Below are 14,150 nucleotides of genomic sequence, written 5' to 3' on the forward strand. Positions count from 1 at the left end.
CTCGTATGCAAGGAATGGCGAAGCGGTTGAGGCCCACTGTAGTGGCGCAGGAAAGGTTTGATAAGATCAGTCTGGGTCGCTTATTTCGAAACAAAAAGTATGGAATGCTGGCGCGACGGGGCTTTGGGACATCCCGTTCAGCGCCAGGGGTGGCGTCGGCGCCTTCGGCGCGCGGCATGGGGCAGCAAGAGGCGCTCAAGCGCAACCTGCTGCCGACAGGAGACATGCAATGGACCGCTTCAAGCAGATCGAAACCTTCGTGCGCGTCGCGGACGCGGGCAGCCTCGCAGCGGCGGCGCTCGAGGAAGGCGTCTCGCCGGTGATCCTCGGGCGGCGTATCGATGCGCTCGAAAAGCGTCTCGGCGTGAAGCTCATATACCGCTCGACGCGGCGGCTCGTTGTGAGCGAGGAGGGCGCGGCGTTCCTCGAGCGCTGCCGCGGCCTGCTCGCCGACTGGGACCAGGCCGAAAACGAGCTTTCGGCGGGGCGCCAGGTGGTGAACGGCCATTTGATCGTCTCGGCGCCGGCCGCCTTCGGGCGCAAGCACGTCGCGCCGCTCGCGCCCGAGTTTCTCGTCGACAAGCCCGGTTTGCAGGTGTCGTTCAATCTCACGGACCGCGTGGTCGATCTGGTGCGCGAGGGTTACGACCTGTCGATTCGTATCGGCGGCGCCGTGGATCCGAACTTCGTCGCCGTCAAGCTCGCGACGAACCGGCGCGTGGTGTGCGGCACGCCCGAGTACTTCCGCAAGCACGGCCGCCCGAAAACGCTGGAAGACCTGCCGAGCCACAATTGCCTCGCGTTCAACCTCCAGGGCGGGCAGAACCGCGGCTGGTACTTCAGCCGCAACGGCAAGCTCGTGACCGTGCGCGTGGGCGGCACGCTCGACTGCAACGACGGCGAGCTGCTGCACCGCTGGGTGACCGAGGGGCTCGGGCTCGGCTGGCGTTCGACCTGGGAGATCGACGCCCAGCTCGCGCGCGGCGAACTCGAAACGGTGCTCGACGAGTACGCGCTGCCCGATTACGACATTCTCGCGGTGTACCCGCAACAGCGTTACGTCCCGGCGCGAGTCCGTTATTTCATCGATTTCCTCAAAGAGGTTTATGCGCGGCCCGGTTACTGGAGCGACGCGTAGCACGCGACTGGCGACGGATCACGCCGCGCTCGCCGATTTATTTTCGTTTTCGCGCGCAGTCAGCGGGAATAAACTGGGCCCGGCATCGGTAGTGCGTCTATGGCGGCCAGGGCCGCGCGAGCCAGACGAAGAGGCGAGGGGACGACGTGGGCGAAACCGCGTACGAGCAGGATGAGGCAGGGCGCAGCCGCCGCTTCCAGGCGCTGGCGCTGCCGCATCTCGACGCAGCCTATAACCTCGCGCGCTGGCTCTCGCGCAATCCCGGCGACGCCGAAGACATCGTCCAGGAGGCGTTTCTGCGCGCGTTTCGCTTCTTCGACGCGTTTCGCGGCGACGAGGCGCGCCCCTGGCTGCTCGCGATCGTGCGGCGCGTCTGGTACGACGAGTGGCGGCGGCGCGCGGGCGCGGAAGAGGTGGCACCGTTCGACGAGTTGCGCGACGACACGCCGCTCGAAGGCTGGGAGACGGGCGGCGTCGATCCCGAGACGCTCGCGATCCGCGCCGAGGATACGCGCCACGTTCAGGACGCGTTGCGGCGCCTGCCGGTGGAGTACCGGGAAGTGCTGGTGCTGCGCGAACTGGAGGAGCTGGGCTACCGCGAGATTGCGGCCATCGCGGACTTGCCGCTGGGAACCGTGATGTCGCGGCTCGCACGCGGCCGGCGGCGCCTCGCGACGCTGCTGGCGTCGTATCGGGGCGAGCCTCGCGGGGCATCGGCAGGGGAAGCAACAAACGATTCGGTCGTCCGCGCGCAAGGATGCGCGGACGGCGCAGCAGGAGTCGGGGGAAGCAGTCAAGCCAGGAGACCATCCGTCCGGGAGACCGGCGGCCGGTTCCGCGAGGAGCCGGCCGCCGACGGCGGAGCGTCGTTGCGGCGACTCCCGCACGCCGAAGGCCGCACGAAGGAGGCGCCCGATGAACTGTAACGAAGCGCGCCCGCTGGTCGACGCCAGCGTCGATCGTGAACTTTCCCCCGCCGACGAATGGCGCATGCGCGAGCATCTGGCAGGCTGCGAGCAGTGCCGCCGCGCCGCCGACGACGCGCAGGCCATCTCTCGCATGATTCGCTCGGCGCCCTATCATCGGGCGCCCGCCGGGCTTGCCGCACGCGTCGTCGCAGCGCTGCCGGCGACGGTCGCGGAATCCGCAACGGTGCCGCCTCCGCCTTCGCGAGGGCGCGCCGCGGGCGGCTGGCGCGACTGGGTGCGGAGCTGGTGGCCATCCAGTGGCGGCGGGGCGCGGGGCGATGCGGGGTGGAGTGTGCCGATCCCAAACGCCGGCCCGCGCGCGGCGACGTTCGCGTGGTTCGGCGGCGCCCTGCTGATGCTCTGCGCGCTCGCCGTGATCGCCACGCTGCATCTGCGCGGGCCTGCTGCGCAAGCCGCTTTCGTCGACGATCTCGTTTCTAGCCACGTGCGCGCCCAGATCTCGGGCCGCGACCTCGACGTGATCTCGACGGACCGCCACACCGTGAAACCATGGTTCAACGGCCGCATCGACTATGCGCCGCCCGTCTTCGATCTGGCGCAGGAGGGCTTTGCGCTCGCGGGCGGCCGCCTCGATTATGTGGGGCGCGAGCGGGTGGCGGTCCTCGTCTATCACTATCGCAAGCACGTGATCGACGTCTACGTGTTCCCGCCGGGCGCGAGCGGCCCGGCCGTCTCGGGCGCCGCGCCGCCGCCTTCGAGCGAAGGCTACGCACTCCAGCGCTGGCAGGCGGCGGGCATGACCTGGTGGGCAGTGACGGATGCCGGCGCAGACGCGATCGACGGCCTGCGCGCGGCGCTCGACGCGCGTCTCGCGGCAGGCGCGGGCGAGGCGCACGGCAGCTAGGCTTTCGCGTCTTTCGTTTTCTACGGGCGCACTGCGGGGGCGCCCCCGGCGCGCCAGGCGCCGCGCAAGTCATTGAAAACACGCCCGAATCATCGCGCCAAAGCCCGATCTAGCTTGCGCGCGCAACCCATCCGCGCTACAATCTCCGGCTTCTCACTTGCCGCACCGGTTCCGACGCCCGGGTGGCTTTAATCCACAAGGAGTGATACATGCGTCATTACGAAATCGTCTTCATCGTGCATCCCGATCAGAGCGAGCAGGTGCCCGCCATGATCGAGCGCTACAAGAGCACGATCACGTCGCACGGTGGCCAGGTCCACCGCATCGAAGACTGGGGCCGTCGTCAACTGGCCTACATGATCGAGAAACTCGCGAAGGCTCACTACGTCTGCATGAACATCGAATGCGACCAGAGCACGCTCGACGAACTGGAACACGCGTTCAAGTTCAACGACGCTGTCCTGCGTCACCTCATCGTCAAGATGAAGAAGGCCGAAACCGGCCCGTCGCCGATGATGAAGGAAGTGCAGCGCGAAGAAGCCAAGAAGGCGGCTGCCCAGCCGACCGAAGCGCAGGCTTAATGGCACAAGCCATCAGGATTTAACGCATTTGCCCGAAATCGCCCCGTGAACAGGCTGCAACTCACGGCTAGCGTCGTGGAGCGTGAACCGGTGCGCTATACGCCCGCCGGCGTTCCGATCGCTAGCGTCACGTTGCAGCATCGCACGGAGGTCGTCGAAGCCGGCATTCCCCGCTTCGTCGAACTCACGATGCCCGCGGTGGCGGCCGGCAAAGCCTGCGGTCTCGTCGAAAGCTGCGAGATGGGCGTGGAAGCGCTCTTCACCGGCTTTCTGGCGAAGAAGCACCGCAATGCGCGAACCCTGGTGTTTCACATCACCGAAATGCAAGGTACAGGAAAGGACTAATCATGGCCCGCCCGACTGGTAAAAAATTCGACAAGCGTCGTCAGCAACAAAACCCGCTCTTCAAGCGCAAGAAGTTCTGCCGCTTCACGGCTGCAGGCGTCGAGCAGATCGACTACAAGGACATCGAAACGCTGAAGGACTTCATCGGCGAAAACGGCAAGATCACGCCGGCTCGCCTGACGGGTACGAAGGCCCACTATCAGCGTCAGCTGGACACGGCTATCAAGCGCGCGCGTTTCCTCGCGCTGATGCCGTACACCGACCAGCACAAGGCCTAACAAGACGACGCGATAAGGAGCAATAGAATGCAGATCATTCTTCTGGAAAAAGTCGTCAACCTGGGCAACCTCGGCGACATCGTCAAGGTGAAGGACGGTTACGCACGTAACTTCCTGATCCCGAACAAGAAGGCACGCCGTGCAACGAAGGACGCAATCGCCGAATTCGAAGTTCGCCGCGCTGAACTCGAAAAGGCCGCCGCTGAGAAGCTGGCAGCTGCACAAGCCGAAGGCGAGAAGCTCAACGGCCTGACCGTTCAGATCGGCCAGAAGGCCGGCGTGGACGGCCGTCTGTTCGGTTCGGTCACCAACGCGGACATCGCCGTTGCGCTGACGAAGCAAGGCTTCGCAGTGGAAAAGGCGCAAGTGCGTCTGCCGGAAGGCCCGCTGAAGATGGTGGGCGACCACCCGGTGCACGTTTCGCTGCACACCGACGTCCTCGTCGACGTCACGGTGTCGGTGCTGGGCGAGCACGCCTAAGCACTCAGCGCTTGCCGTGCACGCCCGCTCGGGCTGCACGGTTTGACGCAAAATTCAGGAAGGGCAGGAGCCGCAGGGCTTCTGCCTTTTTTGTTGCGTGCTCATTGCGTGTTTTCAAGCTTGTTCCGCGCGCCCCGATTGCCCGATAATTGCCCTCCATGAACGCTCCGAAAGATCCCCAACTCGACTCGCTGAAAGTCCCGCCGCACTCGATCGAAGCCGAACAATCGGTGCTCGGCGGCCTGTTGCTGGATAACGGCGCCTGGGACCGGATTGCCGACTTCCTCTCACAAAGCGACTTCTACCGCTACGATCACCGCATCATCTTCGAGCATATTGGCCGCCTGATCGCGGCTACGCGCCCGGCCGACGTGGTGACGGTGTACGAGGCGCTCGGCACCTCGGGCAAGGCCGACGACGTGGGCGGCCTCGCGTACCTGAACGCCCTCGCGCAGAACACGCCGAGCGCGGCGAACATCCGCCGCTATGCGGAAATCGTGCGCGACCGCGCGGTGCTGCGCCGCCTCGTCTCCGTCGCCGATGAAATCTCGGCCGACGCGTTCAACCCGCAGGGCAAGGAAGTGCGTCAGTTGCTCGACGAGGCGGAATCGAAGGTGTTCTCGATCGCCGAAGACGGCGCACGCGGCACCCAGGGCTTCCTCGAGATCGGGCCGCTGCTCACGCAGGTCGTGGAACGCATCGACACGCTTTATCACACGGCCAATCCCAGCGACGTGACGGGCACGCCAACGGGCTTCATGGATCTCGACCGCATGACGTCGGGCATGCACGGCGGCGAACTGATCATCGTGGCGGGACGCCCGTCGATGGGTAAGACCGCGTTCTCGATGAATATCGGCGAGTACGTGGCCGTGGAGTACGGCCTGCCCGTCGCGGTGTTCTCGATGGAAATGCCGGGCACGCAGCTGATCATGCGTATGCTCGGCTCCGTGGGTCGTCTCGACCAGCACCGCATGCGCACCGGGCGCCTGACCGACGAGGACTGGCCGAAGCTCACGCACGCGGTGCAGAAAATGAGCGAGGCGCAGATCTTCATCGACGAAACGGGCGGGCTGAACCCGATGGAACTGCGCTCGCGCGCGCGGCGCCTGTCGCGTCAATGCGGCAAACTCGGGCTCATCATCATCGACTATCTGCAGCTCATGAGCGGATCGTCGACGGGGGAGAACCGCGCCACCGAGATTTCAGAAATCTCGCGCTCGCTCAAGAGCCTGGCGAAGGAGCTGGATGTGCCCGTGATCGCGCTGTCGCAGCTGAACCGCGGTCTCGAGCAGCGTCCGAACAAACGCCCCGTGATGTCGGACCTGCGCGAGTCAGGCGCTATCGAACAGGACGCGGACGTCATTCTGTTCATCTACCGCGACGAAGTCTACAACCCGGACAGCCCCGACAAGGGCACCGCGGAGATCATCATCGGCAAGCAGCGTAACGGCCCGATCGGTCCCGTTCGGCTCACGTTCCACGGTCAATACACGAAGTTCGATAATTTCGCGGGCGCGCAGACCTTCTACGGCGAGTGACTTGCAGGCGGCGGTTGCGCCATAGTGGCGCAAAAGCCGCTGTTGCGCCCGTCATTCAATGCGCCCGTTCTCTGCTGACGATACAATATTGCCGTTTTGTGACGGCTATTTTGCTGTTTTGTGACGGCAATTCGAGACCAATTTCCGGGATACCAATGTTCGGTCGCTTCATGCCCACCGAGGGCAAATTCTTCGAGATCTTCAATGCGCACGCGAAGTGCATCGTTTCCGCGAGCCGCGAGCTCGAACTCCTGATCGATAACCTCGCGGATGCCGAGGTCCACAAGCAGAACGTGCAGGCGGCCGAAAAGCAGGCCGACAAGCTCACGCACGAGGCGATCGATCTCCTTCACAAGACGTTCATTACACCGCTCGACCGCGACGAGATCCACAAGCTGATCACGACGATGGACGACTGCCTGGATCTGATGGAAGACGTCGCCACCGCGATTTCGCTCTACGACGTGCAGTCGGTGACCGCCGAGGCGAGCCAGCTCGCGCACGTGGTGGCGGCTTCGGCGCAGCGCGTGCAGCTTGCGGTGGGAATGCTCTCCGACATGAAACAGGCGCGCGAGATCCTGAAGGCCTGCGAGGACATCGACCGACTCGAGTCCGACGCGGACCGCCTGCTGCGCGGGGCCATGTCGAAGCTCTTCCGCGAGGAAGACAACGTCAAGACGCTGATCAAGCTGAAAGCGATCTACGAGCTGCTCGAAACGATCACGGACAAGTGCGAGGATGTCGCGAACATCATCGAAGGCATCGTGCTGGAAAACGCCTGAGCGGACTGCGATGCAATCGATACAACTCGCCCTCTGGGCGGTCGCTACGCTGATCGCCATCGCCCTCGTTTTCGACTTCATGAACGGCTTTCACGATGCGGCGAATTCGATCGCCACGGTCGTGTCGACGGGGGTGCTCAAGCCGCAGCAGGCGGTTGCATTCGCCGCCATGTTCAACGTGATCGCCTATTTCGTGTTCCATCTGAAGGTCGCGCAGACGGTGGGCAAGGGCACCATCGACCCCGATATCGTCGACCACTACGTGGTGTTCGGCGCACTGATGGGCGCGATCGGCTGGAACGTGCTGACCTGGTACTACGGCATTCCGTCGAGCTCGTCACATGCGCTGATCGGCGGCCTGGTGGGCGCGGCGCTCGCGAAGTCGGGCTGGGGCTCGCTCAATTTCGACGGCCTCATGAAGACCGTGGCGTTCATCTTCGTCTCGCCGCTGCTCGGCTTCGTGCTGGGATCATTCTTCATGCTCACGGTGTCGTGGCTCTATTTCCGCACGCCGCCCAGCAAGGTCGACCGCCGGTTCCGGCGTCTGCAGCTTGTGTCGGCGGGGCTCTATAGCCTCGGTCACGGCGGCAACGATGCGCAGAAGACCATCGGCATCATCTGGATGCTGCTGATCGCAACGGGCTACTCGGCAATCGGCTCGGATGCGCCGCCCATCTGGGTGATTGGCGGCTGCTATCTGTCGATGGGTCTCGGCACGCTGTTTGGCGGCTGGCGCATCGTGCGAACGATGGGTCAGAAAATCACCAGGCTCAAGCCGGTCGGCGGCTTCTGTGCGGAGGCAGGCGGGGCGCTCACGCTCTTCACGGCTTCATGGATGGGCATTCCCGTGTCGACCACGCACACGATCACGGGCGCCATCGTCGGAGTTGGCGCGACGCAGAAGCTCAGCGCCGTGCGCTGGGGCGTTGCCGGCAACATCGTCTGGGCGTGGGTGCTGACCATCCCGGCCTCGGCCACGCTGGCCGCGGCCGCCTGGTGGCTCGGTCACCGCTTCATGTAAAACCTGCGGCGCCTTCGGGCGCCGCGGTGCTTTTCGGGGCTTGCCTGCGCTGCCGCGCGCCTCAGATGAGCGGTGTGCTGGCGCCGTCCATGGGGATGAGGGCACCGGTCACGTAGCTCGCGCGGCGGCTTGCGAGGAAAAGCGCGACATCGGCAATTTCCTCCGGTTTCGCGTAGCGCCCGAGCGGAATCTTCGCTTCGCCGCTTGCGAGTGCCTGGGCGGCGTCGACGCCTGCCCTCTGAGCTTCGAGCTGAACGGCTTCCTGCAGACGTTCCGTGAGCGTGGCGCCCGGGTTGATCGCGTTGATGCGGATACCGTAGCGCGCGTGGTAGTGAGCAAGACCAACCGTGGCGAGCATCAGGGCCGCGTTGGCCGCGCCGCCGGCGATATGGATGTCGCTCGCGAACTTGCCGCCCATGCCGATGATATTGACGATCGCGCCGGGCTCCATGCTCTCGCCTGCCTTGATCCGCTGCACCATGCGGCGCAGCACTTCCTGCTGCGGGTAGATATAAGGGAAATACTTCGCCTCCATCGTGGCCCTGAAAGCGTCGGCGTCGAGCGCTTCCGGGTCGTAGCGGCGTGCCGCGCCCGCGCTGTTGATGAGGATATCGATGGGGCCGACCGCCGTAGAGACTTCCTCGACCACGTCGGCGGCGCTGTGCGCTTCGTGCAGGTCCGCACGCGTGAGATGCACGTGCAGGCCTTCGCTCGTCAGTTGCTCGCGGGCGCGCGCGAGATTAGCCGGGTCGCGCGAGACGATCGCCACGCGCGCGCCTTCCTTCGCAAACGCGCGCGCGCAGGCGAGGCCAATGCCTTTGCTGCCGCCCGTTACGAGCACCACCTTCTTGCTGAGTCCGAGATCCATCGTCGCCTCGCTGCGCGAAAGTATCGAAAACGGTACCAAAACGATAGCAGACGCGACCGGCGCCGCAAACCCGCCTCGCCGTTCGGCCAGGGGCGAGATTGCGCCCTCCCGCGCCGCGGTCGGCGTTTCAGTCGCCGCCGTTGGCGAAGCGCGCGATCGGGTCGTCGCTGGACTGGGTCGGGGCGGGGGAGACTGCGCCAGCCGTCGAGGCGCGCATGATCTGCGCGCTGCCTACGGGCAGTGAGGACGCCTGGATCGGCGTCGAACCCGCGAGGCCTGCCTGGCGCGCCGCTGCTGCGGCGTTGGGCGGCGGGGGCTCGAAGGCATCGGCTGCGGCCTCGATGGGGTCGCGCTCAGCGCTGACGGCGGCACCTACCGTAGCGCCGGCGGCGAGGCTGGTGACGGGGCGCGCGGCATAGACAGGCGCCTCATTGACGGGCGCAACGGCGCCCGCTTCTCGCGCCTGCGCTTGTGCGCTGCCGAGCGAGGCTGGCGGCGGCTCGAACGCGTCGGCGGATGCGTCGGCAGCCGTCGAAGCAACCGGCACAGCAACCGGCACAGCAGGCGGCACAGCAGCATAAGGCGAGGGCGGCGCCGCCGCCGCGGCGCGGTTCCGGCTGCCGCCAGGCGCGCGTGCGGGCTCGGGCGCCGGCGCAGGCGATGCGCTCGCCATCGCGGAAGCTCCTCGCGCATTGCTCGAACCGGCGGCGCTTTCGGCAGGCGCAGACGCTTGCAGGGTCGGCGCATCGAAAGGCGTGCGCCTGGGCGGCGCCATGCGGCGGATGCCGTCGAAGCGCTTGGCCCAGTAAGGATTGGTCAGATAGTCGAGGCGCACCGTGCCGCCGGTCGAGGGCGCGTTGACGAACCGCAGCTTGCCGACGTAAATCCCGACATGCGAATGGGGCCGACCCGTCGTATTGAAAAAGACGAGGTCGCCTGGCGCGATCTCCCCGGGTTCGATCGTTTCGCCGCGTGTGCTCATCTCGATGGTGGTGCGCGGCAAATCGACGGAGGCCGAGCGCACGAGCACGTATTTCACGAGGCCGCTGCAATCGAAGCCGCTGTCGGGCGTATTGCCGCCCCATCGATACGGAATGCCGACGAGAGCCATCGCCTGGATCGAGATTTCCTCGCGGCCTATGCTGTGATCGACAAAATCCGGCAACTCCGGGGGGCGCGTGCGCCACGCGTTTTCGCTCGAGGACGATGCTCCGCGCGACACCTTTTGCGGCGCGCTCGAACACGCGGCAAGCAACACGGCGATCAGAAGCGGGAGCCAGAGTCGGCGCATGAAGCGGGCGAGGCGCGTGCGACGCAGGCGCCATCGGAATAACGGTCGGTCATGGGCGGATAGTAGCCGGTCCGTCAGTGCTTTCGCAAGAATTCTTCATAACTTACTTGAAGTTCGTGCGCCAACTGTTGCTCGGGGAACGCGCCCAAGAAAAAAGGACCGTATCGGGTTACCCCGCTACGGTCCTCACTTGCGCGTGAACGCCCGGTAAAAGGGCGTCCGGCGAACGGCTTACAGAATGTCCGACGCGTAATCGGCAAGCCGCGAACGCTCACCGCGGGCGAGTGTCACGTGGCCGCTATGCGCCCAGCCCTTGAAACGGTCCACCACATAGGTGAGGCCCGAGCTGCCTTCCGTCAGATACGGCGTGTCGATCTGGGCGATGTTGCCAAGACACACGATCTTCGTGCCCGGACCCGCACGGGTGACGAGCGTCTTCATCTGCTTGGGCGTGAGATTCTGCGCCTCGTCGATGATCAGATACTTGTCCACGAACGTGCGCCCGCGCATGAAGTTCATGCTCTTGACCTTCAGACGCGAACGGATCAGTTCCTGGGTCGCGGCGCGGCCCCATTCGCCGGCGGCGTCGTCGGTCTTCTGGAGCACTTCGAGGTTATCGTCGAAGGCGCCCATCCACGGTTGCATCTTTTCTTCTTCGGTGCCCGGCAGGAAGCCGATGTCCTCGCCTACCGGCACCGTCGCGCGCGTCACGATGATCTCGTTGTAACGCTTCTCGTCGAGCACCTGCGCGAGGCCCGCCGCGAGCGCGACGAGCGTCTTGCCCGTGCCGGCCTGGCCGAGCAGGGTGACGAAGTCGATTTCCGGGTTCATCAGCAGGTTCAGCGCGAAGTTCTGCTCGCGGTTGCGCGCCGTGATGCCCCACACGTTGTTCTTGTGGTGGCCGTAGTCGCGCAGCGTTTGCAGCAGCGCCGTCTTGCCGTTGAGCTCGCGCACGATCGCATGAAACGCGGGCTCGCCGTTCTGCGGCTCCAGATAGACGAACTCGTTCACGAGCATCGAGAGGCATTCGGGACCCGTCACGCGGTAATACGTCGTGCCGGTCTTGGTCTCCTGCCAGGACTCCATGCCCTTGGCGTGCTTCGTCCAGAAGTCCTGCGGCAGCGCGCGCACGCCCGAGTAGAGCAGATCCTTGTCTTCGAGAACCTGGTCGTTGAAGTAGTCTTCCGCGGGCAGGCCCAGCGCATGGGCCTTGATGCGCATGTTGATGTCTTTCGACACCAGCACGACGAGGCGGTCTGGGCGGTCGCGCTGCAGCGCGCGCACGACGCCGAGGATCTGGTTGTCGGCCTTGCCTTGGGGCAGGCCATCGACCGGATCGATGTGTGTGAGCGTGGTCTGGAAGTACAGGCGTCCGAGCGCCTCGCGGCTGCCGAGGCGGCCGAGCGAAATGCCTTCGGAGATGGGGCCGGCATTGGCGACCAGCTGGTCGAGCGTGCGGCTCACCTGGCGCGCGTTGCGCGCGACTTCCGACATGCCCTTCTTGTGGTTGTCGAGTTCTTCCAACGTCATCATCGGCAGATAGACGTCGTGTTCCTCGAAGCGGAAAAGGCAGGTCGGGTCGTGCATGAGCACGTTCGTGTCGAGCACGAAAAGCTTCTGGACTTCCGTGCTCTCTTCCGGATGCACGCGCTTTTTCGTGCCGGGACGCGTGGCCGGTGCAGCAGCGCCGCCGGACGCTTTGGTCGAGACGGGTTTGCCGCCGCGTGCAACCGGTGCCTCGTCGCCGCCGGTGCGCGCTTCGAGCGGCTGCAACAGCACAGGCGTGGCCTGTTTGCGTTTGTTGCGTGCGGGCGCCGGGGCGACGGGCTCGAGCGCGGCCAGTTCGGCACTCGCGCTCGAGAGCGGGACCGTGCGCAACGTGGTCGCGGCGTTGGCCGCCGGCGTCATCGGCTCGGCGACGCTGGCCGGGCCGTATTCGCCAACGTCGGCAGCGTCGTTCTCGCTCGCGGCTTTGCGTGTGCTCCGCGTCGTGCGGGCGCGCGCCTTGCATTCTTCGGGCGGCAGCAGGTTGCCGAGCTTGCTGGGGGGAGTAGGCAAAGGCATGGTGTCCCTCGAAAAAATCGGGTCGAGTGGTCGCGGGGTTACCCAGTAAGGCGCGCTTTCGGGCGGTGCGTGCGGATGCCGGGTAGGCGCCCGCCGTTACTGCGCAAGGTGCGCGCTCAGGTCAGAAAATGCCGGTTCGCCTGGTTTTCGATCAGCTCCTTGACGTTTGCGCATGCCGGGTCGCAAAGCCGGCATGGACGGAAAGAAAAGCGGTAGGGAACAGCGTAGGACAAACAAAAAAGCCGCCGCCCCGGATGACGAGGCAAGCGGCTTCACTTCGGTGTTGACCCGTTGCCTCCGATGCGCATTTCCGGTCATCCCATGACCGGCAGCGACACCGACGCAACGCGACGTAAAAAGGGTTGGACAGGCACTCATTGCAGCCCAATATAACGCTCCTCAAAGCGCTTGTACAGCCTCCAGAATTTCCTCGACATGGCCCGGCACCTTGATTCCGCGCCACTCCTGGCGCAGTACCCCGTCGGCGTCGATGAGGAAGGTCGAGCGTTCGATACCTCGAACCTGTTTGCCATACATTTTCTTCAATTTGATGACGTCGAAGAGCGTGCAGAGCGCTTCGTCGGCATCCGATACCAAGGTAAACGGCAGTTCGAGCTTGGCCTTGAAGTTATCGTGCGAGCGCACGCTGTCACGCGACACGCCCACGATCTGCGCGCCGGCCTTCCTGAACTTCGGAGAGAGGTCGCGGAACTGCAGACCTTCGGTCGTGCAGCCCGGCGTGTTGTCTTTCGGATAGAAGTACAGCACCACCTTGCTGCCCCTCAGGCTCGAGAGCGTGAAGTCGCCGCCGGTGGCGGGCGCGGTGAAGTCGGGAACGGGTTGGTCGACTGCGATGGTCACGTCAGGCACGTGGCTCTCCCTTTGTTATTGGCGCGCGCTGCCGCAGCGCCTTCAGGCTGGACGCGCTGCGGTGCCGGTTCGCCGGAACGGCGTGCCGCCCGCGGTGCGGGGCGTTACACGGGCACGGATCCTGGCGGGCGCCCCGCGGGCGGCGGATTCAGTCGGGCTGAACGATCAACTGGCCCGAGCGGCCGGCGATCTCGCCCCAGGTGACAGGGTACGATGGCAGCGAATCCGGGTCCAGCGTCGCATGGTAATCGCCCATCGTGGCAAACGTGTGGCCTTGCGCGCGCCAGCCGGCCAGCAGTTGCTCGAACACGCCCGCGAGCTTCTGGCCTTCGAGTTCGGCATGCAACGTGAAGACCTGGTCGTGCGGATTGTTCTCCGTGCGCTTGAGCAGCCACGCCGCGACCGTGCCGGTATCGACACCGTCCACGCCGAGCACTTCGTCGAGCGTGGGCAAGGTGGTGGGCATTTGCACGTGGTTCAGCGTGCGGCCTGCCACCACGGGGCGATAGGGCGAATGCCCGCGCCCGTCGGAAGCGTACTTCATGCCCCAGGCGTCGATCTGCTCGAAGGCGGCCTCGTTCATCTGCCAGCCTGCCGCACCGTGCGTGACGGGCGGCGTGCCGAAGATCCGCGTGAAGCGGTCATGGCTCTTCTGCATCTGGCGCGCGGTCCATCGCGCATCGCGTGTGCGAACGTTGTCCTGCCAGTACACGTGATCCCACGTATGGATGCCGCACTCGAAGCCGGCTTCGTGTATCGCGCGCATTTGCGCAGCCGCCTCCACGCCGATGTCGGGGCCAGGCAGCAGCACGCCGTACATCAGCTGCCTCAAGCCGTAATGCTCGACCACGGATGTGCGCGAGACTTTCTTGAGAAAGCCCGGCCGGAAGACGCGCCGCAGCGCCCAGCCCGTGTGATCGGGACCGAGGCTGAACAGGAACGTGGCGCGCGCCTTGTAGCGGTCGAAGATGCGCGCGAGGTTCGGCACGCCTTCGCGCGTGCCGCGCAGCGTGTCGACGTCGATTTTCAGGACGATGCGGGCCAAGTGACTGGGACCT

At 65.2% G+C, this 14,150-nt stretch carries 15 protein-coding genes; 10 read left to right on the forward strand and 5 right to left on the reverse strand.

The window, feature by feature from the left end:
* Window positions 1-229 precede the first annotated feature (229 nt).
* From BMI01S_RS09345 to BMI01S_RS09390, 10 genes are all read left to right on the forward strand, one after another.
* On the forward strand, window positions 230-1,138 hold the full coding sequence (locus BMI01S_RS09345; RefSeq protein ID WP_028209955.1) for a LysR substrate-binding domain-containing protein: 909 nt from the start codon (window positions 230-232) through the stop codon (window positions 1,136-1,138).
* A 146-nt stretch (window positions 1,139-1,284) separates the two neighbouring features.
* The gene (locus tag BMI01S_RS09350; protein WP_028209954.1) at window positions 1,285-2,064 is read left to right on the forward strand and encodes an RNA polymerase sigma factor; all 780 of its coding nucleotides are present in this window, start codon (window positions 1,285-1,287) and stop codon (window positions 2,062-2,064) included.
* Entirely contained in the window at window positions 2,054-2,971 is a 918-nt protein-coding gene (locus BMI01S_RS09355; protein WP_028209953.1) for an anti-sigma factor family protein, read from the forward strand. The genes BMI01S_RS09350 and BMI01S_RS09355 overlap by 11 nt, the downstream gene beginning before the upstream one ends.
* Before the next feature lie 209 nt (window positions 2,972-3,180).
* On the forward strand, window positions 3,181-3,552 hold the full coding sequence (gene rpsF, locus BMI01S_RS09360; protein WP_028209952.1) for a 30S ribosomal protein S6: 372 nt from the start codon (window positions 3,181-3,183) through the stop codon (window positions 3,550-3,552).
* Between the two features lie 45 nt (window positions 3,553-3,597).
* Window positions 3,598-3,897 (forward strand): primosomal replication protein N, encoded by a 300-nt coding sequence (gene priB / locus BMI01S_RS09365; RefSeq protein WP_028204898.1) that lies wholly within the window; start codon window positions 3,598-3,600, stop codon window positions 3,895-3,897.
* Between the two features lie 2 nt (window positions 3,898-3,899).
* Window positions 3,900-4,175 (forward strand): 30S ribosomal protein S18, encoded by a 276-nt coding sequence (gene rpsR, locus BMI01S_RS09370; protein WP_017776738.1) that lies wholly within the window; start codon window positions 3,900-3,902, stop codon window positions 4,173-4,175.
* 27 nt (window positions 4,176-4,202) lie between these two features.
* Entirely contained in the window at window positions 4,203-4,655 is a 453-nt protein-coding gene (gene rplI / locus BMI01S_RS09375) for a 50S ribosomal protein L9 (protein WP_028209951.1), read from the forward strand.
* Between the two features lie 158 nt (window positions 4,656-4,813).
* The gene (locus BMI01S_RS09380) at window positions 4,814-6,196 is read left to right on the forward strand and encodes a replicative DNA helicase (RefSeq protein WP_028209950.1); all 1,383 of its coding nucleotides are present in this window, start codon (window positions 4,814-4,816) and stop codon (window positions 6,194-6,196) included.
* Window positions 6,197-6,351: 155 nt separating this feature from the next.
* Window positions 6,352-6,978, forward strand: coding sequence for a DUF47 domain-containing protein (locus BMI01S_RS09385; RefSeq protein ID WP_028209949.1), 627 nt, complete (start codon window positions 6,352-6,354; stop codon window positions 6,976-6,978).
* A gap of 10 nt (window positions 6,979-6,988) precedes the next feature.
* On the forward strand, window positions 6,989-7,999 hold the full coding sequence (locus BMI01S_RS09390; protein ID WP_028209948.1) for an inorganic phosphate transporter: 1,011 nt from the start codon (window positions 6,989-6,991) through the stop codon (window positions 7,997-7,999).
* Window positions 8,000-8,060: 61 nt separating this feature from the next.
* Here BMI01S_RS09390 and BMI01S_RS09395 read toward each other — a convergent pair whose 3' ends face one another.
* The 5 genes from BMI01S_RS09395 to BMI01S_RS09415 all read right to left on the reverse strand — a co-directional run bounded on the left by BMI01S_RS09395 (window position 8,061) and on the right by BMI01S_RS09415 (window position 14,137).
* Complete coding sequence (locus BMI01S_RS09395) at window positions 8,061-8,867, reverse strand: SDR family oxidoreductase (protein ID WP_028209947.1); 807 nt, start codon at window positions 8,865-8,867, stop codon at window positions 8,061-8,063.
* 127 nt (window positions 8,868-8,994) lie between these two features.
* Entirely contained in the window at window positions 8,995-10,158 is a 1,164-nt protein-coding gene (locus BMI01S_RS09400; protein ID WP_028230456.1) for a C40 family peptidase, read from the reverse strand.
* A 231-nt stretch (window positions 10,159-10,389) separates the two neighbouring features.
* The gene (locus BMI01S_RS09405; protein ID WP_028230455.1) at window positions 10,390-12,222 is read right to left on the reverse strand and encodes a PhoH family protein; all 1,833 of its coding nucleotides are present in this window, start codon (window positions 12,220-12,222) and stop codon (window positions 10,390-10,392) included.
* 399 nt (window positions 12,223-12,621) lie between these two features.
* Complete coding sequence (locus BMI01S_RS09410) at window positions 12,622-13,083, reverse strand: peroxiredoxin (RefSeq protein WP_028209944.1); 462 nt, start codon at window positions 13,081-13,083, stop codon at window positions 12,622-12,624.
* Between the two features lie 157 nt (window positions 13,084-13,240).
* Window positions 13,241-14,137 carry a polysaccharide deacetylase family protein gene (locus BMI01S_RS09415; RefSeq protein WP_028209943.1) on the reverse strand — a complete coding sequence of 299 codons (897 nt, stop codon included), beginning with the start codon at window positions 14,135-14,137 and terminating at the stop codon, window positions 13,241-13,243.
* Window positions 14,138-14,150: the final 13 nt, after the last annotated feature.

Origin of the sequence: Paraburkholderia mimosarum LMG 23256 = NBRC 106338 (assembly GCF_000739815.1) — a bacterium.
In the GTDB taxonomy this organism is placed as follows: domain Bacteria; phylum Pseudomonadota; class Gammaproteobacteria; order Burkholderiales; family Burkholderiaceae; genus Paraburkholderia; species Paraburkholderia mimosarum.

Excerpts from the sequence above, each read along its gene's own strand:
- BMI01S_RS09345 (WP_028209955.1), top strand. The coding sequence starts at position 230 with ATGGACCGCTTCAAGCAGATCGAAACCTTCGTGCGCGTCGCGGACGCG.
- BMI01S_RS09355 (WP_028209953.1), top strand. The coding sequence starts at position 2,054 with ATGAACTGTAACGAAGCGCGCCCGCTGGTCGACGCCAGCGTCGATCGT.
- rpsF (WP_028209952.1), top strand. The coding sequence starts at position 3,181 with ATGCGTCATTACGAAATCGTCTTCATCGTGCATCCCGATCAGAGCGAG.
- rpsR (WP_017776738.1), top strand. The coding sequence starts at position 3,900 with ATGGCCCGCCCGACTGGTAAAAAATTCGACAAGCGTCGTCAGCAACAA.
- rplI (WP_028209951.1), top strand. The coding sequence starts at position 4,203 with ATGCAGATCATTCTTCTGGAAAAAGTCGTCAACCTGGGCAACCTCGGC.
- BMI01S_RS09380 (WP_028209950.1), top strand. The coding sequence starts at position 4,814 with ATGAACGCTCCGAAAGATCCCCAACTCGACTCGCTGAAAGTCCCGCCG.
- BMI01S_RS09385 (WP_028209949.1), top strand. The coding sequence starts at position 6,352 with ATGTTCGGTCGCTTCATGCCCACCGAGGGCAAATTCTTCGAGATCTTC.
- BMI01S_RS09390 (WP_028209948.1), top strand. The coding sequence starts at position 6,989 with ATGCAATCGATACAACTCGCCCTCTGGGCGGTCGCTACGCTGATCGCC.
- BMI01S_RS09395 (WP_028209947.1), bottom strand. The coding sequence starts at position 8,867 with ATGGATCTCGGACTCAGCAAGAAGGTGGTGCTCGTAACGGGCGGCAGC.
- BMI01S_RS09400 (WP_028230456.1), bottom strand. The coding sequence starts at position 10,158 with ATGCGCCGACTCTGGCTCCCGCTTCTGATCGCCGTGTTGCTTGCCGCG.
- BMI01S_RS09405 (WP_028230455.1), bottom strand. The coding sequence starts at position 12,222 with ATGCCTTTGCCTACTCCCCCCAGCAAGCTCGGCAACCTGCTGCCGCCC.